Origin of the sequence: Bradyrhizobium sp. LTSP849 (assembly GCF_000938255.1) — a bacterium.
In the GTDB taxonomy this organism is placed as follows: Bacteria; Pseudomonadota; Alphaproteobacteria; order Rhizobiales; family Xanthobacteraceae; genus Bradyrhizobium.
The window spans coordinates 150653-174635 of record NZ_JYMR01000017.1; the positions used below are offsets into that span (position 1 = coordinate 150653).

The following is a 23983-nucleotide window of genomic DNA, read 5'->3' on the forward strand; positions in this document are numbered from 1 at the left end:
ATGCGGGACCACCATCACCTCCGAAATACCTGTCCCGGATATCGCTTCGCTCATCCGGGCTACACGCCGACGATGCCCTGACCGAGATGCTCCGCGTTCTTGAAAATCTCTTCGTCATTCCCCTCCGCGGCCTGACCTGGCTCGGCGGCCAGGGCACGCGCGCGGTGGCGGCGGTCGCGTTCATCGCCGTTGCAGTGCCGCCGCTCGGCGCGCTGCTGCGTCCCTACGTCACCGAGGCGATCCTCGGCCTGCTCTGCATCTCCTTCATGCGGGTCGATCTGGCGGCGCTCTACGGCCATCTGCGCCGGCCGGCGCTGGTTGCGACCGCCACGGTCTGGACCACGATCGGCGTGCCGCTGATCGTCGGGCTGATTGCGCACGCGACCGGGCTCGACAGAAGCGCCCCCGGGCTCTTCCTCGCACTGATGCTCCAGAGCATGGCCTCGCCGATGATGGCAGCACCAGCGCTCGCGGCGCTGATGGGGCTCGATGCCACCCTCGTCCTGGTCACGCTGGTGACCGGGACAGCAGTCGTCCCGTTCACCGCGTCGCTGTTCGCGAGCCTGTTTCTCGGCGGCATGCTCAGCATCTCACCGCTTGTGCTCGGCGCAAAACTGCTCGGGATCCTCGCGATATCGCTGTTCGCGGCGACCATGATCCGCTGGATCTTCGGCGCTGAGGCGATCGAACGCCACAAGCGGCCGATCGACGGCTTCAACATCATCATCCTCTTGATCTTCGCGTCCGCGATCATGGGCGACGTGGCGCACGACTTCGTCGCCGATCCCCTGTTCACAATTGGCATCGCGGCTCTCGCCTTCGCGATCTATTTCACACTGCTTGCGGTGACGACGCTGCTCTTCCGCCGCATCGGCCATGAGCGCGCGCTGGCGCTTGGGCTGATGGTGTCACAGCGCAATTTGGGCTTGATGCTGGCCGCGACCGCCGGCGCGCTGCCGCCGACCACGTGGCTCTACTTCGCGCTGACGCAGTTTCCGATCCACCTTGCGCCGTACATTCTGACTCCGATTGCACGGCGCTTGACGGCGCGTGTGCAAACCTCGGGCACCGCAGCGGCCGGCGGCACGACATCGTCGGGGTGACCACACTCACGTCATCAGGACAAGCGCCACCAAGAGCTTTTGTTCGCTATCGGTCATGACTTCATTCTTCCTCCACGCACCAACAGGTGGCGGGGCTTCTATTTTGGTCCTACAAGATGCCATTCGCCGCTCCGCCGCTCGACAGAGGCGGTTAGATGTTTTGCGGGCGCCCCAGTTGATGTCGCAAACAGTTTCACACGATCGTCGCCGTCCCAGCCGGCAAATTCATAGAGCCATTCATCATCCGGAACGCGGTAGTGCCACTCTTTGAGAGAGGGATCGGACGCGGATGAGACAATATCGACTCCATTAGGAGGTCCCGATGGTCCGACGCTCGAAGCGACGGAGACCAGCCAGCCGGTGCTCGGCGAATAGTGCGGAGGTGCAACGATTTCCGATGCTGCCCCGGTGTCGGCGCGCACTAGAAGCCAACTCACACCTTCCCAATATCCGACCTCGATCAGAGTCAAATCGTGCTTCGGGAAATATCCGGTCAATTTGTATGTGATGCAACCTTCGACCGCGTCACTCTGACATTTGGCCTCTTCGTTGACGTAGACCCGCGTCAGCCCGTTGCGGAATTTCAATTGCAGCCCGGGTCCGACGCGGTGCGCCAGGTCGCCGACCTGTTCCAGACACGCCTGTTCGGACCGATCCAGATCACCAACGCCCTTATCGCCGATGCATCGGCCGTCTGGCGATGGACTATCTGACAAAGAAAATGTCGGCGGAGCAGCTAAGGCTGTCGCGCACGAGAAAAGTGCTGCCGTCGCGGCTGGAGCGACACGTATCATGGCAATCTTGCGTTGGGTTCCGATGCTCTTGTCATCATCACTATGGCCTGCGCCCTTCGGCAATATTAAGAGCTTCATTCGAATCGGACAAATCGAACAAGTCCGTTCCGGGTCAAAAGGCGAAACACCGGGCCTACATGTGCGCGCCTGCTTTGCCCGCCGGGAGCGGGCCGTCCCCGCTTGATGCCCACCCTACCCCGCCCGCGCTGCGCGCCGCAGCGCCTGCGGCGGCTGACCGAAGGCGCGGATGAAGGCGCGGCGCATGCGCTCGGGATCGCGGAAGCCGGTCGCCTCTGCCACGAGCTCGATCGCCTCGCGCGAGGACTGCACGCGCTCGCGCGCGACCTCGATCCGCAAGCGCTCGATCGCCTTCGACGGCGTCGTGCCGGTCTCGGCGGCAAAGGCGCGCGCGAAATGCCGTGCGCTCATGCCGGCGCGATCGGCAAGATCCTCCACCGTCAGCGGCGCGTCGAGATTTTCCCGCGCCCAGGACAACAGCGCACCGAAGCGGCCATTCGGCGTCTTCAACTCCAGCAGCGAGGAGAATTGCGACTGGCCTCCACTGCGGCGATGGTAGAGCACGAGCTGGCGCGCGGTCTGTTGCGCGATCTCCTCGCCATGATCCTCGGTGACCATTGCGAGCGCGAGGTCGATGCCGGCGCTAATGCCGGCCGACGTCCACACATTGCCGTCGCGGGTAAAAATCTGGTCCGGCTCGAACTTCACCTTCGGATAGCGCGCGACGAAATCGCGCGTGCGGCCCCAATGCGTGGTGGCGCGGCGGCCGTCGAGCAGACCGGCTTCGGCCAGCACGTAGGCGCCCGAGCAGACGCTGGCGACCCGCACGCCGCGCTTGGCCAGCCGCTGCACGAAGGCGAGCGTAGCCGGACAGCGCGCCGCGTCCGTCACGCCCGCACCGCCCGCCACGACCAGCGTCGTGATCACATTGGCCGACTTGAAATCGCGCGCCACCATCTCGACGCCGGACGAGCTGCGCACCGGCCCCGCCTTCAGCGCCAGCACCCGGATTCCGGGCGTCGTTCTGCCGCTGGCGCGTGCCGCGATCTCGAACACCGAGATCGGGCCGGCCGCATCGAGCAGCTGGAAGTCCGGGAAGATCAGGACGCCAATCATGGTCATGTCCGTAAATGAGGGAATTATGCCATTTTGGACGCAAGGGCATCATGCCAGTTTGCCGGCGTCAAGCTCATAGTTGGAGGCTCTCATGTCGCAACCGCTCCAGATCGGACTTTTGATGTTCCCGCGCGTCACCCAGCTCGACTTCACCGGCCCCTTGCAGGTGTTTTCGTCCCTCCCCGGCGCGCAACTGCACCTGATCTGGAAACGCATCGAGCCGGTGCCGAGCGATTCCGTGCTGACGCTGACACCGACCATGACGTTCGCGGATTGCCCGCAACTCGACGTGATCTGCGTGCCCGGCGGCCGCGGCACCGACGACCTGCTCAATGACGAGGAGGTGCTCGGTTTCCTGCGCAAGCAGGCCGAGGGCGCCAAATACGTCACCTCGGTCTGCACGGGATCGCTGGCGCTCGGTGCCGCCGGCCTGTTGAAAGGCTACCGCGCCGCCACCCATTGGAGCGCGATGGAGATGCTGAGCCAGTTCGGCGCGACGCCGACCAAGACGCGCGTCTGCATCGACCGCAACCGCGTCACCGGCGGCGGCGTCACCGCAGGGATTGATTTCGCGCTGACGCTGGTGTCGATATTGGTCGACCGCACCACGGCGGAAGCGATCCAGCTCGGTATCGAGTACAATCCCGCACCGCCGTTCAATGCAGGCTCGCCCGACACCGCACCGGCCGAGGTGCTGGCCCTGGTGAAGGAGCGCATCGCGCCAAACCAGGTCCGCCGTCTCGATGCGGTCAAGCGCGCGGCAGCGCGGGTGATGTAGCTTCGCGGGTCATAGCGCTACGTCCGTGTCCCGGACGCGGTGCAGCGTGCAACGCTGCGCCGCTGAGCCGGGACACGAGAGTAATTCACACAGCCCTAGAACAGAAAAAGGCCGCTCGGTTTCCCAAGCGGCCTTTCCTGTCTTACGACGGCGCACATTCTCATCGGGCGATTTCGGAACTTCCAGACCGGGGGCCTATCTCCCGATCGAGTCCTGGTCGGCGGCCGCTGCATTTCGGGACAGTCGCGAACTGTGGCCCGAACCGAACGCGATGGTCTCCCATCTCCGTAAGATGGGATCATTGAGCCGTACTGCCCGCACGAGCGCAACGCCCGCGCATGCACCATCCCCGCTGTTCCCGTTGTCCACAGCGGCGGATGCGGATGCGAATGCATAGAAAGTGGGAACAGGGCACCATCAAAGTGATGAAGGGGCCTTTGTTTCATATCGCACCGCTGACGTGCGCCGGATGTTGAGGATGCGCGACCGTGTGGGGTGTAATCGTGTAGCCAAAAGGGTCGCGAAACGCGAAGTAACGGCCAAACGGCCCGTCTTTCGGCGCGAAGACGATTGGCGTCCCGTGCTCGACAAGATGGTCATGCAGCGCGTCGGCGTCATCGCAGCCGAACCAGATAGCGACGCCCAAGCCGAGCCTGTCCGTCTCCTTTAGGTCGACCAAGGGCTTGCGAACGGCGAACGGGACCGGCTTGGTTTCGAACACCACGGCGCCTGGTGGGCTGCCAGCGGCGACCTTCAGCCCCACGACTTCGGTATAGAACGTCCGGGCGGCGTCGAGATCTTCAGTTTGAATGCCGATAAAATCGGGTCCGATCAGATGGGGCATGGCTGGTCTTTCCTCGTGCCTCGCAAGCCTTTAATATCAGGTAGACTGATATAATGTAAGGTAACCTTATATGTCAAGGCATGAGGGTCGGTCGCGGATGGGCGATCCCTACGCAACGATCGGCTTTGCATTGAAGCAGGCTCAACAAGCACTGCGCACCCGCTTGGACGCTGGACTGCGGGAGATTGGGCTAACCACGCCCCAGTATGCAGTGCTCGCTTTTCTGGAGGTCGACGCGGGTGCTTCGAACGCCGCGCTCGCCCGCCGTGCCTTTGTGACCCCGCAGACGATGCAGGCAATCCTGGTGGCACTCGAACGCGCAGGCCTCATCGCGCGGACACCCCATCCCGAACACGGACGAGTTCAAATGACCGAGCTGACGGCGAGAGGTCGTGGAGCATTGGAAGCGGCCACCGGGATCGTGGCCGATGCAGAAGAACGTCTACGAAACGCTTCGGCGCCTTTTGATCCCCAGGCCGTCGCTGCGATGCTGCTACGATACGCCGAGGCGCTCCGTTGAGTAGCGAACGATCGCTTCTTTAAAGAGCGGACATTCAGCTTCCGCCTTCTGCTCGCCCAGAAGCTGCCCGTCTCGCCAGGACCTGGGGTGAGGTGCGTCAACGCGCCGCTATCAGAGGCAGAGCGGCCCTCATACGAAGTGCAGCGCGGGTTTATGAGTGCGCGCCCTAGCTTCCGGGCGTCCAGGGCTGGTAGTCGCCGGTCGCCTTGGGGCGCTTGCCGCTGGCGAGCGTCGAGCCCTCGGGACGATAGGCGTTCGGCGTCCCGGTGGGGTTCGGCTGATGCGGCTTCTGCCATTCGCGCGGCTGGTAGTTCTCCTCGGTCGGCGGCACATCGACGACGTGATGCATCCAGCCGTGCCAACCTGTCGGAATGCGGCTCGCTTCCGCATAGCCGTTATAGATCACCCAGCGCCGCTCGAAGCCGAGCGCCGGATCGATCGCGCCGCCGCGGGTGCGGTAGTAGCGGTTGCCCTGCTCGTCCTCTCCGACCAGCTCTCCGTACCGCCGGGTCCAGAGTTGGGTGCCAAAGGTCTGGCCATTCCACCAGGTGAAGACTTTGAGGAAGAACTGTTTCATGCGCCAAGGGCCCTGCTTCGTAGGGTCCTGATGCCACCCGGGCAGTCAAATGTCCAGTTCGGCCGGCGCAGCCGCGCCCCACACAAGCCAAACGCCGCGACGCCGGCGCGGAGGCTGCTGCAAAACCGACGCGATCCGTTCATGCCGGGTACAGCGGCCGCATGGAAATCTGCCTTTCACACGCACACCGGCGTGATCCTAGGAACATTTGGCCCTTTCAAAGGGTTTGCTTCCAGGAAAAGGAGTTGCAAATGAACAGTCTGAGATTATTGAGCGCCGCCGCAGCGTTGGCGCTGGTTCTGCCGATGGCGACCCCGAGCTTCGCACAGGGCCATGGCGGTCACGGCGGTGGCGGCGGCCACTTCGGCGGTGGCGGTGGAGCTCACTTCGGAGGTGGCGGCGCCCGGATGGGCGGCGGCGGCTTTGGCGGTGGTGCCCGGATGGGTGGTGGCGGCGGTAATTTCGCAGCTGGCGCCGCAGTGCGCCCGAGTGGCGGAGCCGCCTTTAACGGCGGTGGCCGCAACTTCGCAGCCGGCAACAATTGGCATGGCGGCGGCGGCTGGCGTCGCCACGGCGGTGGCGGCTTCTGGCCCGGCGTCGCGGCGGGTGCTGCGATCGGCGGGCTCGGCTCCTACGCCTATTACGGCGGCGGTTATTACAACGATCCCTCCTACTACGCCGACGACAGCTACTATGACGAACCGTCAGTGGCGGTGGTGCCCGACTCCGGTGGCGATGCCACCGGATATTGCGTCCAGCGCTTCCGGTCTTACGACCCGGCATCCGGGACCTATCTCGGCAACGACGGCCTGCGGCATCCCTGCCCGTAAGCCGGCTCGAAGCACGTAAACTATGACGTCATCCTTGGGCGGCGCCGGTGACTATCGGCGCCGCCCATTCGATTTGGCTGCGTCCTTGCCGTTCTCCAGCTTGCGGTACAACTCGAGCCACCGCCGCTCTCGGGCCGTCAGCGGCTCTCCTTCGAACGACCACGCCGGCTGTCCCGCCTGGTCGAGCGGCGCCGTGGCACCAAGCCGTTCAAACTCGGCAAGCTCATCCGGCGTCGGACGAGCAACGGCCTGTGTCTACGCATGTGAGACGATTGGTCTCACGCGATGGCCTCGACATCACCGCTCCGAATCCGTTTCCCCGACTCGCATGCTGCCGATCGCCGCGATCAGCCCGGCGAGCTCTGCTTGCCGCCCGGTCGCAGTCTTGGCGAAGACGCGGCGCAGATGGGTCTTGATGGTGTTCGGGGAGAGACTGAGGGATTGCGCGGTTTCGCGGATCGTGTTGCCGGAGGATGCTGCAAGCGCGACCCGCGCCTCGGCGTGCGTAAGGCCATACGCATCCCTGATCCGCTCGAGCGGGATCGATCGCCGGTTGGCGGGATCGATGACGAACAACAATACCGCCGCATCCTTTACGCCGGCGTCCGACAGCCGCCCGAGATCCTTGCTCCGGATCGAGGAGACGAGAATTGTCAGGAGCCGGCCATCGGGATTGCGCGGCAGGCTCATGGTGCCACCGGCGGCTCCCTGGAGTGCCGCGCGGATCAATTCGTTGAGCCGCTGCGAATGCGCTGGCGAATGGGTCGCGATCGATTGATGCAGCCGCAACGATCCCTCCTCCGCCATCCGGCGTGACGTTACATTGGCGAACAGCACGTGCGCCTTGCGATCGAGCACGATGACACCATCGGCCAGCCGGTCGAGGATATTGAATGCTGCTTGCTGCATGGCCAGATAGCCGTCGATCCGAAATCCGAGCGTCACCGACCGGCACAGATGTGGAGACAACCATTCCAGAAGCCGCTGCTCGTCGGGATCGAACGGACCCCGCCGCACGCTGCGACACATGTTGAAGGCGGCACGAAAGTCCTGGCGCGCCGCGAGCGCCATCATCCCGTTGTGCCCGACCTCCTGTGGCCGCAGCACCTCGTCGTAGAAAGCGGATGCCTGAAGCTCCGCCAGCGAGACCGCTTCATCGGACATCACCAGCCGCCCGGTCGGCTGATGCTCCATGTGCAGCGACCACGGATTCTGCATGTGCCGCTCCTGGTAGGCGCGGTTGCACTCTTCGTTCAGGCGTCCGTTGAAATCGAAATAGATGCGTTGGGCAGTGTAAGACTGGCCGAACAGGATGCCGCCCTCGCTGCGTGTCAGATCGGCGATCGCGGTGAGCGCGTGCGGCCATAGATCGTTCTCGGCCGCCGCGTCATAGATCAGGTCGAGGACCTTCTCGATCCGGTCGCTGGACAATGTCACCGCACTCCCCCTGCCCGAACTCGACACCAGCCCGCGGCTGCATGCGCGATCCAAGGAGGTGAGGTGATCTTATGGCGACCGGCGATGGGACGCCTCACCCTATCGGGTGACGGCCAGCGTTCGAGACGTCGGCAAATCGCGCGCCGCGTTGATGCCGACCGGGTGGTTTTGGTCGGCAACCCTCGTCATGCTCCGGTCATGTATCCAGAAGCCGGCGAACAAGACGGCGAGAACGATTGCATAGACCGCGCAGGAACGGCGCGCCCATCGCCGATATGTCGAGCGATCTTCCTCGTTCAGGTCTTGCACGTCCTTCCACGAGCGCAGTCCATGAAGCGAGAGTCTGGTCATCGCGGAACCTCCCACACACGGTTCTGCAATATGTCGCCCCGGATTGCGCGTCATCATCCCGTTGGGTGAGGCACGCGTGTAACTCCGATGCTCGGAGCTGCTTTCGCTGGTCGTGCGGATTTGTCTCAACTTGTCATTGAAATCCGACGAAATTCACCCTGCCGTATGCCCCCGCAGACGGCCAAGGCGGTTATGATGCCCCCGGCGCCGGCCGTGAGGCTTGGAACCCGCAACCCGGCTATGCATTGCGCAGTGCATATCCACCTTGATCCAATCCAAAATTGACCCGGTGCACGATTCACCTATATCACCGATGGCTGTGGGGACTTCGATTTGCTGGGAAATGTCATGCCGCGTATCCTCGTGGTAGACGACGATCCGATGGTCGGCGCGACCATCGAGGTCCTCCTCCAACGTCAGGGCTTCGACGTCACGTTGACCGATGGCGGCGAAACGGGGCTGGCTGCGCTGGAAGCGCAGACGTTCGACGTGATGCTGGTCGACATCTTCATGCCGCATATGCGCGGCTTCGAATCCATCCGGATATTCCACGAGCGCGCGCCGGCTATACCGCTGATCGCCATGTCCGGCTACGCCTTCGCCTCGTCCGCCTCGCCCTCCCCGGATTTTCTCCGCATGGCGCTGGAGCTCGGCGCGGCGCGCTGCCTGCGCAAGCCGTTCACGCCTGAAACGCTATTGACCACGATCCGGGAATGCATCGCCGGTCCCAGCGAGAGTGCACAGCCGAAGGACACGAAAGAAGCCCCTTGATCCCCTCGCAGCGTGTCATTCTCGGTGCTGGACTTGCCATCCTCCTGATCATCACCGCCGCCTCGATCGGCCTCGACGTCAAGTCGCGGTCGGATGCGGCCTGGGTCAACCACACCGTCGAGGTGCTGAAGAAGATCTCGGACGTGCACCTGCTGGTCCGCCGCGCCGAGAGCGCGCTACGCGGCTACGAGATCTACCGCACGGCAGGCTTCATCGACGAATTCCAGGCTGCCCGCGGCCAGATCGCACCGGCGCTCGGCGACCTCAGGCTTGCCATCCGTGACAACCCCGACCAGGTGACGCTGATGGAGGCGACCGAGCCTCTCATCCTTCGGCGCATCGAGGTCGCAGCCGAATCGCTTCGGCTGCGCACGAATGGCGATAATGAGGGCTCCAACGCGCTGAGAGACCGCGGCGAGGGACGCGGCCTGATGGAGACGCTCACGGGAAATCTGGATCGGCTGGCCGCGGGCGAAGAGAAGCTGCGCGCCGCCCGCGAAGCGGCCTCGCGCCGGACCGGCATCGTACTGCTCGGCATCGACGTCATTGGCGCGCTGGTGATCCTGCTGCTGGTCGCCATGCTCTTGCGCGAGAGCCAGCGCACCACCGTGCAGCTCCAGAGCTCGCTGCACGAGACGCAGGCCGCCAAGGAAGTGCTCGAGGCGGCCGTCGCCGAGCGCACCGAACACCTCGTCACCGCGCATGACGAGCTGCGCCTGTCGGTCAACGTGCTCCAGAGCACGTTCCGCAGCATGGCGGAGGCGGTGCTGGTGATCGACAGCGAGGGCAACGTCCTGTTGTCCAATCCGGCTGCGGAACGGATGTTGCTGCATCGAGCAGGAATGAACCTGCGCAATCTGCGCGCCCTATCCGACGTCTTTCACGGCGACGGCGTCATGCCGCTCAAGCCGGCCGAACTGCCTTCCGCGCGCGTGCTGCGCGGCGAGAGGTTCGAGGATCTCGAGATGATCGTCCGCCCGCATGACGGCGGTCTGGCCCGACATCTCATGATCAGTGGCCGGCCGATGCTTGACGCGCAAGGCGCGATCTCCGGCGCGGTGCTGGTCTATCACGATGCGACGGCCTCGCGCGAGACCGAGCGGCAATTGTACCAGTCGCAAAAGCTCGACTCGATCGGCAAGCTGACCGGTGGTGTCGCGCACGACTTCAACAACATGCTGACGGTGATCTCCGGCAATACCGAGACGCTGGTGGCGAGCCTGAAGCAGCAGCCCGAGCTCCAGCGCGTGGCGCGCCTGATCGACGATGCCGCCGAGCGCTGCGCCGAGCTGATCCAGCACCTGCTCTCCTTTGCCCGCAGGCAACCGTTGCAGCCGCGCAACGTCGAGATCAACGCCGCGATATCAGACATCGCAAAACTGCTGCGTCCCACTCTCGGTGAGCAGATCCAGATCGAAACCATCCTCGAACAGGGGCCGATGACGGCGCATATCGATCCGTCCAGGCTGACCAACGCCGTGCTCAACATGGCGATCAACGCCCGCGACGCGATGCCGAACGGCGGAAAGCTGCTGCTCGAGACGCACAGGGCCGTGCTGGACGAGGCGTATGCGCAGGCGAACCCTGACGTGCGGCCCGGCCCCTACGTGATGCTCGCCGTCAGCGACACCGGCACCGGCATGCCGCCGGACGTCCAGGAAAAGGCGTTCGAGCCGTTCTTCACCACCAAGGAGGTCGGCAAGGGATCGGGCCTTGGCCTCTCCATGGTCTACGGCTTCGTCAAGCAGTCCGGCGGCCACATCAAGATCTACAGCGAGCAGGGCCACGGCACCACGATCAAGCTCTATCTGCCGCCGGGCCAAGGCATGGCCGAGATCACAAGCCCCGCCGCGCCGCAAGCCGCAGGCGGCGTCGAGACCATCTTCGTCGTCGAGGACGACACGCTGGTGCGCAACTTCGTCACCGCGCAGCTCCAGAGCCTCGGCTACCAGACGGTGGCCGCCGCCGACAGCAAGGCTGCGCTGCAATTGATCGAGGCCGGCCAGGCCTTCGATCTCCTCTTCACCGACGTCGTCATCCCCGGCGGCATGAGCGGGCGCGAACTCGCCGAGGAAATCGCGAAGCGCCGGCCAGGCGTGAAGGTGCTCTACACCTCCGGCTACACCGACAACGCCATCGTCCACCACGGCAAGCTCGACGACGGCGTGATGCTTTTGACAAAACCCTACCGTCGCAACCAGCTCGCCGAGATGATCCGCAAGGCGTTGAACGGCGGCGGGATGACGGGCTAACGCGTCGCCAGCACCACGCCAGCGAGCGTGAAGATCAGCGCGGCGATCTGCCCCGGCCCCAGCGGCTCGTGCAGGGCGATCGCCGAGGCCCCCACGCCGATCACCGGCACCGCCATGGTGCCGATCGCGGCCACCGAGGCCGGCAGGCGCGATAGCGCGGCGAACCAGCTGACATAGGCGATGCAGAACTGCACCACCGTTGAATAGGCCACCAGCCCCCAGCCGATCGGCGTCACCAGGTCGAGATGCGAGGTCTCGATGGCAAGGCCGACGATCGCGACCGGCAGGCAGCCGAGCCCGATCTGCCAGGCCGCCGCCGTGATCGGCGGCAGGCGGATCGGGTATTTCTTCAAGAGCACCGTGCCGAGCGCAAAGCCGGCCGCGCCGACCAGCGCCATGATGATGCCGGGGAGCTTCGCTTGGCTGGCCGCAAAGCCGTTGCCGCCCATGATCGAGGCCAATCCCGCAAAGGCCATCACCAGCGCGACGGTCCGCAGCACGGTCGGCCGCTCGCCGAGCACGGGCCAGGCGATCAGCGAGGCCCAGACCGGCATGGTGTAGGCGATCAGCGCCGCCTCGCTCGCCGGCAGCCAGAGCAGCGCCAGCCCCATCAGCACCATCCAGCCGGTGACGTTGAGGAGGCCTGCGACCAGGAGCCGCGGCCAGATCTCGGCCGGGACCTTCAGGCTGTCGCGGCGGACCAGAGCGAGCGCCGCCAGCAGCACCGCCCCGAGCACGCCGGTCACCCCGCGCAGCGTCAGCGGCGGCAGCTCGCCGAGCAGGAACTTTGTCACCGGCCAGTTGAAGCCCCAGCCCACCGAGGTGATGGCAAGGAACATCAGGCCGGCCGGTGCGATGCGCGGCCGCAGCACCGGCTGAGTCGAATCAAGCATGTGGGGTAGTCCGGCAAAATCGCGGTCAGCTTGGCGCGGATTCGCCCCCCGCACCACCACCTGAGCGGGCATGCCTGCCCTCACCTTCCGTACCCCTACGTGAGTCCCGCCGAGGCAACCCCGTAGCCCAAAAAAATACCTGCCCTGTGAACAGCGGGGTGAAGCCTCCGTATGGTCACGGGAGACAAATTTTTTTGGTTTCGAATCCTTCAGGACTCACCGATACTTGCCCCCACAACAGGCGCGGGCTTGCCCCCTGTTATCCCCCACAATCCACCATATTTAGTATTTGATTCAGGAACTCGCACTAGTTCTTGACGGGCGCAACGGAGAGTCCTAGCTTTCGGTCCGTTCGGCGCGAGTGTGTTTGCGTCCCGCCGGCACTCCCCCAAAGGGTCCGCAAAACATCACTCCGCCAGGCCAGACAAAGGCAGCGGGATGAGGGCTTGTCTGCCCTCGAACAGCGGATCTTCTGGGCGCCAGAACGGGCCGGCAACAGGCTCGGACGGCAAGGTTGAATATGTAGCGTTGAGGCGTTGAACGCATGTCGCGCACATCCCGTTGGGGCGGATGGGTGTGGACATGCCGGCAGAGGTGAGGTGCTCGCACCAAGCCATCGCGCCGGGAGAAACAGGGCCGGATCCACCGGCTTGAACTGCGAATCTTTAAGGCCAAACGGCCCGGAAGGATTCGCGAAACGAAATAGCGACCCAGGCGCCTTGCGGAGGCGGTCTGGCGAAATAAAGGACGGGGCAAGACCATGCGGATTGAGCGGCGCCACACCACCCAGGGACAGTCACCTTACGCCGGGATCGATTTCCGGCTGACCACGTCGGAGATCCGGAATCCCGACGGCTCGGTCGTGTTCAAAATGGACAACGTCGAGGTGCCGACCGAATGGTCGCAGGTCGCCTCCGACGTTCTTGCCCAGAAATACTTCCGCAAAGCCGGCGTCGCCGCGCGCCTGAAGAAGGTCGAGGAGGAATCCGTCCCCTCTTTCCTGTGGCGCTCCGTGCCCGACACCGAAGCCTTGGCCGCCCTGCCCGAGAAGGAGCGCTATGTCAGCGAGCTCTCGTCAAAGCAGGTGTTCGACCGTCTGGCCGGCTGCTGGACCTATTGGGGCTGGAAGGGCAAATATTTCACCTCCGACGAAGACGCGCAGACCTTCTACGACGAGCTCCGCTACATGCTGACCAAGCAGATGGTCGCGCCGAACTCGCCGCAATGGTTCAACACCGGTCTGCACTGGGCCTATGGCATCGACGGTCCCGGCCAGGGCCATTATTACGTCGACCCCTTCACCGGCAAGCTGACCAAGTCGAAGTCGGCCTACGAGCATCCGCAGCCGCACGCCTGCTTCATCCAGGGCGTCGGTGACGACCTCGTCAACGAGGGCGGCATCATGGACCTCTGGGTCCGCGAAGCGCGCCTGTTCAAATATGGCTCCGGCACCGGCTCCAACTTCTCGCGCCTGCGCGGCGAAGGCGAAAAGCTCTCCGGCGGCGGCCGCTCGTCGGGCCTGATGAGCTTCCTCAAGATCGGCGACCGCGCTGCGGGCGCGATCAAGTCGGGCGGCACCACCCGCCGCGCCGCCAAGATGGTCGTGGTCGACGCCGATCATCCTGATATCGAGACCTATATCGACTGGAAGGTGAAGGAGGAGCAGAAGGTTGCCGCTCTCGTCACCGGATCCAAGATCAACCAGAAGCACCTCAAGGCGGTGCTGAAGGCCTGCGTCAACTGCGAAGGCTCGGGCGACGATTGTTTTGATCCGGAGAAGAACCCTGCCCTGCGCCGGGAAATCAAGCTCGCGCGCCGCAGCCTCGTGCCTGACAACTACATCAAGCGGGTCATCCAATTTGCAAAACAGGGCTACAAGGACATCCAGTTCGACGTCTATGATACCGACTGGGATTCGGAAGCCTATCTCACGGTGTCCGGCCAGAACTCCAACAACTCGGTCTCGCTGAAGGACGATTTCCTCCGCGCGGTGGAAACCGATGGCGACTGGAATCTCGTGGGACGCACGACGAAGAAGATCACCAAGACGCTGAAGGCGCGCGACCTCTGGGAAAAAATTGGCTACGCCGCCTGGGCGTCGGCCGACCCCGGCCTGCACTTCAACACCACCATGAACGACTGGCACACCTGCAAGGCGTCCGGCGACATCCGCGCCTCCAATCCGTGCTCGGAATACATGTTCCTGGACGACACGGCGTGCAACCTCGCCTCCGCCAACCTGCTGACGTTCTACGACATCCCGACCAAGCGTTTCGACGTCGAGGGTTATGAGCACCTCTGCCGGCTCTGGACGCTCGTGCTCGAAATCTCCGTGATGATGGCGCAGTTCCCGTCGAAGGCGATCGCCGAGCTCTCCTACGAGTTCCGCACGCTCGGCTTGGGCTATGCCAATATCGGCGGCCTGCTGATGACCATGGGCCTGCCCTATGACTCGAAGGAAGGCCGTGCCATCGCCGGCGCGCTGACCGCGATCATGACCGGCATCACCTACAAGACCTCGGCGGAGATGGCTTCCGAGCTCGGCACCTTCCCCGGCTACAAGAAGAACGCCGCGCACATGCTGCGCGTGATCCGCAACCACCGCCGCGCCGCCCACGGCCAGTCCAACGGTTACGAGGCGCTCTCGGTCAACCCGGTGCCGATGGATCTGATCGCCTGCCCGCAGGCCGATATGGTCAAGCATGCGCAGGCGGCCTGGGATGCGGCGCTCGAGCTCGGCGAGAAGCACGGCTATCGCAACGCCCAGACCACGGTGATCGCGCCCACGGGCACGATCGGCCTGGTGATGGATTGCGACACCACCGGCATCGAGCCTGATTTTGCGCTGGTGAAGTTCAAGAAGCTGGCCGGTGGCGGCTACTGGAAGATCATCAACCGGGCGGTGCCGGCAGCGCTTCGCGTGCTCGGCTATCGCGAGAGCGATATCGCGGAGATCGAGGCCTATGCCGTCGGCCACGGCTCGCTCTCCAACGCCCCCGGCATCAACGCCTCGACGCTGCGTGCCAAGGGCTTTACGGATGAAGCCATCGCCAAGGTCGAGAAGGCCCTGCCGACCGCCTTCGACATCAAGTTCGCCTTCAACAAATGGACCTTTGGCGAGGATTTCATTCGCGACCAGCTCGGCATCGGTGCCGAGGCGATCGCGGCCCCCGGCTTCGACCTGCTCCAGGCCGTCGGCTTCACCAAGCGTGAGATCGAGGCGGCCAACGTCCACATCTGTGGCGCGATGACGGTGGAAGGTGCTCCGCACCTCAAGGCCGAGCACTATCCGGTGTTCGACTGCGCCAATCCCTGCGGCAAGATCGGCAAGCGCTATCTGTCGGTCGAGAGCCACATCCGCATGATGGCGGCGGCGCAGCCGTTCATCTCGGGCGCGATCTCCAAGACCATCAACATGCCGAACGACGCCACGGTGGAGGACTGCAAGTCCGCCTACATGCTGTCGTGGAAACTGGCGCTGAAGGCCAACGCGCTCTATCGCGACGGCTCAAAACTCTCCCAGCCGCTCAACTCGCAGCTCATCAGCGATGATGAGGACGAGGACGATGCGGTCGAGAATCTCTACGAGAAGCCGATGGCGGCGCGCACCGCCCAGGTCTCGGAAAAGATCGTCGAAAAGCTGGTCGAGCGCATCATCGTGATGCGCGAGCGCGAGAAGATGCCGGATCGCCGCAAGGGCTACACCCAGAAGGCAGTCGTCGGCGGCCACAAGGTTTACTTGCGCACCGGCGAGTATGACGATGGCCGCATCGGCGAGATCTTCATCGACATGCACAAGGAAGGCGCGGCACTGCGCTCCTTCATCAACAATTTTGCCATCGCCGTCTCGCTGGGTCTCCAGTACGGCGTGCCGCTCGACGAATATGTCGACGCCTTCACCTTCACCCGCTTCGAGCCGGCGGGACCCGTGCAGGGCAACGACAGCATCAAGTACGCGACCTCGATCCTCGACTACGTCTTCCGCGAACTGGCTGTGAGCTATCTCAGCCGCTTCGACCTCGCCCACGTCGATCCCAGCGAGACCGGGTTCGACGTGCTCGGCAAGGGCGTCGAGGAAGGCAAGGAGCCGGACGATCACGGCCACCGCGCGTCCAAGCTGGTGTCGCGCGGCCTCACCCGCTCCCGCACCGACAACCTCGTCGTGATGCGCGGCGGCTCGGCTGCAGTTGCGCAAGGAAATGACAGCGCACCGAGCGGCGGCTCCAAGGTCACGTCACTCGCCTCCCACGGCGCAGGACGTGCCGGCGACGTCCTGGAAGGCGCAGTCGCGCTGAAGCAGGAAGTGGCCCACGACCTCTCGCCAACGGAGAAGCTCGAAGCCCTCCAGTGGAGCAAGTCCGGCACCGCGCAGACCATGGTGCCCTCCAAGGCCGAACGCCGCGCGGAAGCCAAGGCCAAGGGCTACGAAGGCGAGATGTGCGGCGAGTGCGGCAACTTCACGCTGGTGCGGAATGGCACGTGCATGAAGTGCGATACTTGTGGAAGCACGACGGGGTGTAGCTAACAGTTCGGAGGTACCCTGCCCGGATTGGCGCCGAAGAAATATCCCTAAAGCCTCTGGGATTCGACAAAGACGAGAGATTTCGCGGCGAGCTTTGGCTTCGCCGCGAAAGTACCAAGACGAACGAACCGTGCATCTCGCATCGAAGGTGGATGGACAAATGCCCGACCTGAAGAGCGTCGAATCGGTCTATTTGGTGCTGGCCTTTGTGGTTCCGGGGATGATCATCACGTTCGTCCGTGCCCAGTTTTTCACCGGCCGAATGCGCTCTCTTTCCGAAAGCATCGTTGCATATTTGGCGGTCACTGTTCTCTATTACGGACTGGCGGCCCCTGTAGTGGAATACGTACTTTCGTTCCGAGACCCGGGCCGACAAAAGGTTTTTGCCTGGGTCGGCCTGATCGTCCTCCTACCTGCCGCAGTTGGCCTCGCACTCGGCATTCTGGGTCAGAACGACATATTCCGACGGCTCCTCCAGTTCTGTCGGATCAATCCAGTTCACGCCACGCCAGCAGCTTGGGACTACGCATTCGCTCGGTTGCGAGGCGACCATTTCGTGATGGTGACCCTTTCAGACGGGTCCACCGTCGGCGGCATCTATGGTGGTCGCTCGTTCGCATCGTCAGACCCGACCGAGCGCGACTTGTTCCTCCAGGAAATTTACGACGTGGACGGTGGCTCTTGGCAGAAGCGAAACGAGCAGCAGGCCATCCTCATCCCGGCGAAAGAGATCAAGCACGTTCAAATCTGGAATCCTAAAGGAACATGAAATGTCTAAAACGAACGACGGCTATAAGCCCGCACCGACCCCCAATGTAGCGACTAAGGGATACCAACCATCCTCCGTCCATCAACCTCTCAATCCTCAAAGCGGTCACCAGCCCGCTGGCGGATCGGCGCCAGCCGTGCCGACTACCGGCAGCGGCGTCAAGCCGCCGTCGAAGCCCTGATGGAGCCAAGACGTCGCTTGAAGACAGCAGGATCGCGCTGGAGATACCGCGCGAGTGGACGAGGTGAAGAATGGCGCTCGATATGAATTTCCGCGGAACTAAAGATTGGGTTGATCACCCTTGAAAAGAATTTCGCTAGCCTCCTACGGTGCCGCAGTGTCGACGGTCGCATTTGTCGTTTCGTTGGGAAGCCTCTATGTCGCGAAGCTCTCCTACGATTTCAGTGTCGCAAAAGAGATGCGCGAAATCCAAGAGAAACAGCCTGCCGTCGATCTGCAGATTAACCCACGCAACGCTTCTGCTGCGACGTTCGCACTTTCGATAATCAACCGATCCGAAACAAACATCGTGCCGCTGAGCATGAGGGTCGAGCACTCTCTTGAGGCAGGCAAACTGTATCTCTCCAGCAGTCAACAAAGTCTGGAGAAACTATAATCTACGCTTGATCTCCAATCGATGGGCACAGTTGTTCCGAAGGGCACCGCGAAACTTAGCGGAGTCTTGGCCGGAGCGACCGATGGCAAATCGGATAGCTTGACGCCCGGTCTCGAATTGCGCTTCACCGTTCGCCTTCGCTATGGTGATCAAGATGATACTATTGGGACGGTCGATGTAGTCAGGAAGATCTTGCCAGCCGTCACCGATCGTCTCCAACCGACGCCGGACATGTTCCTCTCTGTGATCGAGGAGGCACAGCGAAAAGCTCGCCAGAGAGAGCGTTTATATTTTATCGGTCAAATCGTTGTGGCGGTTGTCGCAATTTCTCTCGCGATGATCTTTATTCTTCATCGTTTGCGGCAAATGAGATCACCCAAAACAAAGGTCTGAGAGGCATGCTGAACTCGATTCTCGTCTGAGAACGTCGCCGGGGACTTCAGCACCCCACTTGCTGCGCTACTAACCTTCTGTGGTCTGTTTGAGGCGCTAGAGGATCGATTAGGATGGCCCTCGATCACTACATCTCGCAAGTTCATCTAAGAAACTTCTATTCTCCGAAAATTGACCGGCTCTACGCTATGCGCAAGTCGGATCTGAAGACGTTCGAGCCAAGATCGCAAGATGTCTGCCGGATCGACGAGGGAAACACTAACCCATACTTGAGTGAGAGTCGGGCAATCGAACTTTTCTTGAAAAGCGTCGAGCCGAACTACAATCGGGCGGTTGAGTTGGTGCGCAAAAACGCTTGCGATCAGATGGCGATAGTCGCGATCGCAGGATTCGCCGCTTACGTCTTGGCCTGCTCGCCCGCCTCAATGCGATTCTCGTCCGATCCACTCAGGGCATCCGTTCAGACCACCGCGGACATCTTAGAATCACAAGGTGAGATCGATACTCCACCATCGTCTCTTGGATACAAAAGCTTTTCGGAGATGATGGCAAAAGGCGCCGTGACGATCGATATTGATCCGATGTTTCCACAGGCGCTCGCCGTTCAATCCATCTTAAGCTGGCTCTCGATCTTCGGTAACTCGCGTTGGGATATCTTGCTCAACGAGCATGCTGATGCACCATTTTTTACAAGCGATTTTCCGATTGGATTCGAACAGGGACAGGACCCTCGCACAGTCAACAAGGTGGTACCTCTCACTCCGGCAGTGGCGGTGCGAATCCTTCCGGACGCTTCTCTCTCCGGTGCGCCGCGCGATTTTTCCTTCGCAAAGCTGCGCACTAGGACATGTCGTCCGGCCCGCTCAGAGGTTGTGGCGCTAAATAGACTACTAGTCCGTTGCGCGGAAAATACCGTCTTCTTCCGCGACGAACTTCCGTGGGTCTACAAATTCATAAAGGACAATCGCAACTACAGGGTTGAAGGAAAAACTGAACGCATAAGCACCGGAAACGGCTATTTTCACCTGTCGACTCAGCGCGTCGCACAGATCGAGCGGTAATGCATCGTTGTGCCTTCGCTTCATCGATCCCTTCCGCCGAAATTGCCTTTGCGGTCGAGCCCTTCCCTCCTAAACTCCCAACCCCACCGGCATGGGTTCCGACGGGCCTGGTAGAAGCGGAGTCAGATCATGCCCCAACCGGAAAGCTTCCCGATCGAGAAGATCTTCGTTCCCACAAAGCAGAAGAAAGCCGTCAAGCCCGAGAGCGTCGCGGAGATCGCGGAAAGCATCCTGGACATCGGGCAACAGGCCCCCATTTCCGTTCGGCTCGACGGAGACCGCCTCGTTCTGGTCGAGGGACTGCATCGGCTCGAAGCCTGCAAGGCGCTCGGCGAGACGACCATTCTCGGTGTCATCGTCCCGGCGGAGCTTGCTCAACACAAGCCGCTGTTGTCCGAAGGACCCGCAGTCGAGGCAGAACGCATCAAGATGGCGCGATTGAAACAGCTGCGCCTCGAGAAGGAGGCCGCAGAGGCATCGACTTCTGCCTTGAAGGGCGTCAACGGAACGGAAGCGCCGCGCACCCGTCCGACGAAAGGCGTTCGCGACAATCCGAAGGCACCGGGCAATGCGGGATCGACACGGAGAACATTGTCGGACTGGATCACGCAGCAAAAGGGCAGCGGCGGCCGCTATTGATGGCCGGCTGCAGGTCTTGAGCAAGCGTAGCCCGGATGAGCGTAGCGATATCCGGGATCCAACCGCTCGAAGTCCCGGATGTCGCTACGCTCATCCGGGCTACGAACGACCGTTCGGTGTGGCACCTCGATCCGCCCCGCCCCCGAACCCGCCATAATTTCTCCTTCGCACGCGCGTTGTGTTGGACGGCGGCGAAACCTGTCCTTCCAACGATCGGACTGCCGCACTCCCATTGACGCCCGACTGGGTGGAGAGCGCATCGGTGCCTGAAGCGAACGACCCCAAACCTGGTGATCAGAAGCCTGAGACCCAAAAGCCTGATGCGCCCAAGCAGGACGAGGTGCGCACCGATGGCGGGCTGGCGCGGGCCTACGGCCAGATCAAGAGCGCAGAGGAAGATCTTGCGCGGCTGGATCGGCTGGTTTCCGGAATGGAACGCGGCAGCGAAGGCCCGCGGGCCTCGCAAGCAGGCGCCGGTGCGGAGGCAGCCAAGACTCCTGAGAAGAAGACTTCCGAAAACAAGACTCCCGAGGACAAGGCGCCGGCACCGGCTAGCAAGGTTCACGATCAAGGCCTGAAGGGAGATCGGCCCATGCTGCGCGTTTTGGTCGGCCTCGTGTTGGCGATCGGCATTCTCGGTGCCGCCTTCGCTTCGCACTATCGTGATGAAGCCAAGACAATCACCAAGTCGATCCTGGCGCGATGGGCTCCGCCGGGCGCGAGCGAGCCCCCGCAAGCGTCCGCGGTTGAAAGTCCGGCGCAGCCGCGGGCGATGCAACTGGCTGCTGCGGATGGGCCCAGTCCGGTGCCCGCGCCGCCGGTCGGCAAGGAAACGGAAAACGCTCCAAGAACCGACGCTGCAAGACCTGGCGCCACAGCGCCCGACCCATCATCGTCTGATCTCGCGCAATCGCTCAAGACCATCACCAACGAGCTTGCGAGCATCAACGGAAAGCTCGAGCAACTGAAAAGCCGCAATGAGCAGACGCTGCGCGAGCAGGCCGACACCATTCAACAGCTCAAGGCGGCGCAGGAGAAGGATGCGGCGGACAATGCGCGCCTCGCCGCACAGGTCCAGGCGCTGCAAACGCAACCGGCGGCTTCATCCGCACCTGCACCCGCGAAACCCGTCGTGCGGAGCGTGATGAACAACGAGACGGCTGCGCCTGCACGGCCGCGCCTGCAAGCGGCACCACCTCGGCGGCCCAGGCCGCCGCCGCGAGGCCCCTGGATGATGCCCCCGCCCTATATGGACGACCCTTACGGCTATCCGGATTGGTGAACCCGCAGCGGCGGATCAGCCGACGACGCGGAGTGCCGCTCGCTGGAATTGCGGTGCCAGTGCACTAAACTCTCAGGCTCAACTGACCCAATCTGTCCAGTGCGCTACGCGCACTCGTGGGCCCGCTCGTCCCGCTTCTTCCGAACCTTGGCCAGCGAACGGTTTGCCTGTTCGACATAGCGCTGCGCTTCCTCTCCCCGACGCTCGCGGATGCCTTCGTAGACATGCGACCGCTGCTCGCTCTCCTTGCGGAGACCGATTGCTTTAAGTGCGATGGAGATCAACGTTTGCCAGTTCATCACAGAACCTTCGCGAACTCCCTACCTCAGGTAGGACAGGTCAAACCCTTCCCGGCCCATCAGCCAGAACGTCCGCTTCCAATCGTCCGTTCCGTCCATAAGGATCGAGTAACCCTCATTCTGCATCACATTCGTCACCAAAGTGTGCTTGTGCAGCGCAGGTCCCCCAACCTGCCTCGCAGAGGTCACACGGTAGATATAGCCCGGCGTAAGCTCCTGCAAAAGCCGGCGACAACAATGACTTACGACATCAAGGACGAGCCCGGAGCAGTTCGGCGGCAACCAGACCTTTGCAATGTCCCTGTTCATCGTTGATCGGATCGGGACCTTCCCCAGCTGATCCAGGATGGTAATTTCATACCCGAATTCGTGGTAGTCGAATGATCTCAGATCCGGTAGCGGCGTCAAATCGCGTCGCGGCGTGAAGCCGACGTCGATCAGGGTGAGCCACCGATCATCTTCGCTCAGGCCGATCGGGGCCCGAAGATAGATGCAGCCATCCTCCTCTTCGAAGTCGAGGTCATTCGGTAGGTCGTCGATGCTTCCCAGTAGTGCGCGGACAGGCGGCAGGGACATGACGATACGCTTCTCTCCGGCGACCTCTCATTGAAGATCCCGATCTTTGGCGCACACGTCGATGCAGTTCAATCATAAATTGCATCAAGAGGACAACTCGGATGGGTGGATCGACTTGTCCGCCGTAGCTCGAAGAGCGAAGGCGGAAGCGATACCCTCGATCGCTCGGACCGAGATGATGGTTTCGCCAGGGCCCAACCCATCGTGCTGGTGAGCCCGCAGCGGCGAGTCAGCCGACGGCGCGGCTTCCGGGATGGCGGGCAAGTCTACCTTCCGGACGAGCGAAGGTCTTCGGCGACGCTGTCGAACGGGTTCTGGGTGACGACGGCCCCAAGGCTGCCCTGCTGCGAATCTGCCGCTCGGGACCCCTGGCGCTTGCCGGCTGCGAAGATGTCGTGCACGAGCCCGAGTTTCCCGAGTCCGAGAATGATCAGGCCGTTGACGTCGATCTCGTACCAGGCGTGCGACAGGTAGGCGTCGCGCGGAAACCGATGATGGTTGTTGTGCAGTCCTTCGCCGAAGGTAAGGATCGTGGTCACCAACTCGTTGGTCGTGCCGTCATTGGTCTCGAAGCGACGATAACCGTAGTTACCGTCGCTATGGCAGACCGAGTTCACCAGCGAGGTGGCCATGGTCATGATGTAGCTGCGGAACAGGCCCGAGAACAGCACGCAGCCGATCATCGTGTGCACGCCGCCGAACGCGTAGCCGATGGCGCCCGGAATGATCACCGCCGACAGCGCGTACCAATACCAGCGCGTCCTGGTGAAGAACATGGCGATCGGGTCGGCCAGAATATCCTTGGCGTAGTATTCGCCATCAGAGGTCTCCCGGTCCCACACCCAGCCGCCTTGCGCATGCGCCATCCCCTTGGCGAAGCTGGCAAAGCGGTTGCCGGCGCCGTCATAGTAAGGGCTGTGGACATCGCCGGGCTTGTCGGAGTGAAGGTGGTGCCGGCGATGGTTGCTCACCCACTTCAGGATCGAGCCCTGCACCGCCAGCGTGGCGATCGCGGCCAAGATCGTCCGCATGACCGGACCGCAGCGGAAACTGCGGTGCACGAAGTAGCGATGCATGAAGCCGATCCCGACCGTGGTCAGCAGAAACATGCCGACGAAGACCGAAATCTCCACCCAGCCGATGCCTTGCCAGAATGCCCAGATCAGCGCCGCGAACGAACCTCCGACCATAAGGCCGAACGCGATATAGGAATCGAAAAACTTGGCGTCGACCACCGGGCCTTCAACAAGCACGCCGGGTGGCATTTTTGGTAGCGTCGTCTGGTCAGCACCGTCGTCCGACACCACGCCCTGCACTGCGGTCATTTCAGTCATTCCATTTACGCAAAATTAACTATTCTGCAGCGCAACCTACAGCCACGGGTTGTCTTCAGCAAGGACTCGAACGTCCCTGGGAGTGCGGAAAATTACGGTGAGGGTTAACTCTGGAACCAGCCGTCGCTGTGATATCCCCACACGGCCTTAAGCTGGCTGGAGCGACCTGTCCGCCGTAGCTCGAGGAGCGAAGGCGGAACCGGTCCCC

The 23983-nt window shown here is 62.6% G+C and carries 23 protein-coding genes; 13 read left to right on the top strand and 10 right to left on the bottom strand.

What is annotated here, in order from left to right:
* Positions 1-86 precede the first annotated feature (86 nt).
* A complete protein-coding gene (locus UB31_RS13145) occupies positions 87-1103 on the top strand; it encodes a hypothetical protein (protein WP_045011132.1) in 1017 nt (338 codons plus the stop codon).
* A 98-nt stretch (positions 1104-1201) separates the two neighbouring features.
* On the opposite strand, the gene UB31_RS40425 is transcribed toward UB31_RS13145, so the two are convergent.
* Both UB31_RS40425 and UB31_RS13150 read right to left on the bottom strand, forming a co-directional pair.
* A complete protein-coding gene (locus tag UB31_RS40425; protein ID WP_245305983.1) occupies positions 1202-1975 on the bottom strand; it encodes a hypothetical protein in 774 nt (257 codons plus the stop codon).
* Between the two features lie 114 nt (positions 1976-2089).
* On the bottom strand, positions 2090-3031 hold the full coding sequence (locus UB31_RS13150) for a GlxA family transcriptional regulator (RefSeq protein WP_045011175.1): 942 nt from the start codon (positions 3029-3031) through the stop codon (positions 2090-2092).
* Between the two features lie 91 nt (positions 3032-3122).
* Between UB31_RS13150 and UB31_RS13155 the strand changes: the two genes are divergently transcribed.
* Positions 3123-3809 carry a DJ-1/PfpI family protein gene (locus UB31_RS13155; protein ID WP_045000082.1) on the top strand — a complete coding sequence of 229 codons (687 nt, stop codon included), beginning with the start codon at positions 3123-3125 and terminating at the stop codon, positions 3807-3809.
* Between the two features lie 442 nt (positions 3810-4251).
* On the opposite strand, the gene UB31_RS13160 is transcribed toward UB31_RS13155, so the two are convergent.
* The gene (locus UB31_RS13160; RefSeq protein ID WP_045000083.1) at positions 4252-4653 is read right to left on the bottom strand and encodes a VOC family protein; all 402 of its coding nucleotides are present in this window, start codon (positions 4651-4653) and stop codon (positions 4252-4254) included.
* A 97-nt stretch (positions 4654-4750) separates the two neighbouring features.
* Between UB31_RS13160 and UB31_RS13165 the strand changes: the two genes are divergently transcribed.
* The gene (locus UB31_RS13165) at positions 4751-5173 is read left to right on the top strand and encodes a MarR family winged helix-turn-helix transcriptional regulator (protein WP_045011133.1); all 423 of its coding nucleotides are present in this window, start codon (positions 4751-4753) and stop codon (positions 5171-5173) included.
* Between the two features lie 166 nt (positions 5174-5339).
* On the opposite strand, the gene UB31_RS13170 is transcribed toward UB31_RS13165, so the two are convergent.
* Entirely contained in the window at positions 5340-5750 is a 411-nt protein-coding gene (locus UB31_RS13170; protein WP_045011134.1) for an NADH:ubiquinone oxidoreductase subunit NDUFA12, read from the bottom strand.
* A 251-nt stretch (positions 5751-6001) separates the two neighbouring features.
* On the opposite strand from UB31_RS13170, the gene UB31_RS13175 reads away from it, so the two are divergent.
* Positions 6002-6580, top strand: a complete 579-nt coding sequence (locus tag UB31_RS13175; RefSeq protein WP_045011135.1) for a BA14K family protein — start codon at positions 6002-6004, stop codon at positions 6578-6580.
* Positions 6581-6877: 297 nt separating this feature from the next.
* Here the strand turns inward: UB31_RS13175 and UB31_RS13180 are convergent, their stop codons facing one another.
* Together UB31_RS13180 and UB31_RS13185 are read right to left on the bottom strand one after the other, a co-directional pair.
* Entirely contained in the window at positions 6878-8017 is a 1140-nt protein-coding gene (locus UB31_RS13180; RefSeq protein ID WP_156175323.1) for a helix-turn-helix transcriptional regulator, read from the bottom strand.
* A gap of 99 nt (positions 8018-8116) precedes the next feature.
* Positions 8117-8368, bottom strand: coding sequence for a hypothetical protein (locus UB31_RS13185; protein ID WP_045011137.1), 252 nt, complete (start codon positions 8366-8368; stop codon positions 8117-8119).
* Positions 8369-8716: 348 nt separating this feature from the next.
* On the opposite strand from UB31_RS13185, the gene UB31_RS13190 reads away from it, so the two are divergent.
* Together UB31_RS13190 and UB31_RS13195 are read left to right on the top strand one after the other, a co-directional pair.
* Positions 8717-9139: a response regulator gene (locus tag UB31_RS13190; protein ID WP_045000092.1), complete on the top strand. Its 423-nt coding sequence runs from the start codon at positions 8717-8719 to the stop codon at positions 9137-9139.
* A complete protein-coding gene (locus UB31_RS13195) occupies positions 9136-11391 on the top strand; it encodes a CHASE3 domain-containing protein (RefSeq protein WP_045011138.1) in 2256 nt (751 codons plus the stop codon). Before UB31_RS13190 ends, UB31_RS13195 begins: the two co-directional genes overlap by 4 nt.
* On the opposite strand, the gene UB31_RS13200 is transcribed toward UB31_RS13195, so the two are convergent.
* Positions 11388-12284 carry a DMT family transporter gene (locus UB31_RS13200; RefSeq protein WP_045011139.1) on the bottom strand — a complete coding sequence of 299 codons (897 nt, stop codon included), beginning with the start codon at positions 12282-12284 and terminating at the stop codon, positions 11388-11390. The two genes, UB31_RS13195 and UB31_RS13200, sit on opposite strands and share 4 nt — an antisense overlap.
* Before the next feature lie 760 nt (positions 12285-13044).
* Here UB31_RS13200 and UB31_RS13205 point away from each other — a divergent pair.
* From UB31_RS13205 to UB31_RS13240, 7 genes are all read left to right on the top strand, one after another.
* On the top strand, positions 13045-16809 hold the full coding sequence (locus UB31_RS13205; RefSeq protein WP_045011140.1) for a vitamin B12-dependent ribonucleotide reductase: 3765 nt from the start codon (positions 13045-13047) through the stop codon (positions 16807-16809).
* 157 nt (positions 16810-16966) lie between these two features.
* Positions 16967-17575: a DUF6338 family protein gene (locus UB31_RS39885; RefSeq protein WP_050044773.1), complete on the top strand. Its 609-nt coding sequence runs from the start codon at positions 16967-16969 to the stop codon at positions 17573-17575.
* 337 nt (positions 17576-17912) lie between these two features.
* A complete protein-coding gene (locus UB31_RS13220) occupies positions 17913-18191 on the top strand; it encodes a hypothetical protein (RefSeq protein WP_050044774.1) in 279 nt (92 codons plus the stop codon).
* A gap of 21 nt (positions 18192-18212) precedes the next feature.
* Entirely contained in the window at positions 18213-18584 is a 372-nt protein-coding gene (locus UB31_RS13225) for a hypothetical protein (RefSeq protein ID WP_045011143.1), read from the top strand.
* Positions 18585-18697: 113 nt separating this feature from the next.
* Positions 18698-19645, top strand: coding sequence for a DUF4238 domain-containing protein (locus UB31_RS13230; protein ID WP_045011144.1), 948 nt, complete (start codon positions 18698-18700; stop codon positions 19643-19645).
* Positions 19646-19774: 129 nt separating this feature from the next.
* Entirely contained in the window at positions 19775-20284 is a 510-nt protein-coding gene (locus tag UB31_RS13235; protein ID WP_045011145.1) for a ParB N-terminal domain-containing protein, read from the top strand.
* 262 nt (positions 20285-20546) lie between these two features.
* On the top strand, positions 20547-21566 hold the full coding sequence (locus UB31_RS13240; RefSeq protein ID WP_245305984.1) for a hypothetical protein: 1020 nt from the start codon (positions 20547-20549) through the stop codon (positions 21564-21566).
* 104 nt (positions 21567-21670) lie between these two features.
* On the opposite strand, the gene UB31_RS13245 is transcribed toward UB31_RS13240, so the two are convergent.
* The 3 genes from UB31_RS13245 to UB31_RS13260 all read right to left on the bottom strand — a co-directional run bounded on the left by UB31_RS13245 (position 21671) and on the right by UB31_RS13260 (position 23766).
* Positions 21671-21865, bottom strand: coding sequence for a hypothetical protein (locus UB31_RS13245; protein WP_045011146.1), 195 nt, complete (start codon positions 21863-21865; stop codon positions 21671-21673).
* A gap of 21 nt (positions 21866-21886) precedes the next feature.
* The gene (locus tag UB31_RS13250; protein WP_045011147.1) at positions 21887-22441 is read right to left on the bottom strand and encodes a hypothetical protein; all 555 of its coding nucleotides are present in this window, start codon (positions 22439-22441) and stop codon (positions 21887-21889) included.
* A gap of 266 nt (positions 22442-22707) precedes the next feature.
* Positions 22708-23766 (bottom strand): acyl-CoA desaturase, encoded by a 1059-nt coding sequence (locus UB31_RS13260; RefSeq protein ID WP_082078514.1) that lies wholly within the window; start codon positions 23764-23766, stop codon positions 22708-22710.
* Between the last annotated feature and the right edge of the window lie 217 nt (positions 23767-23983).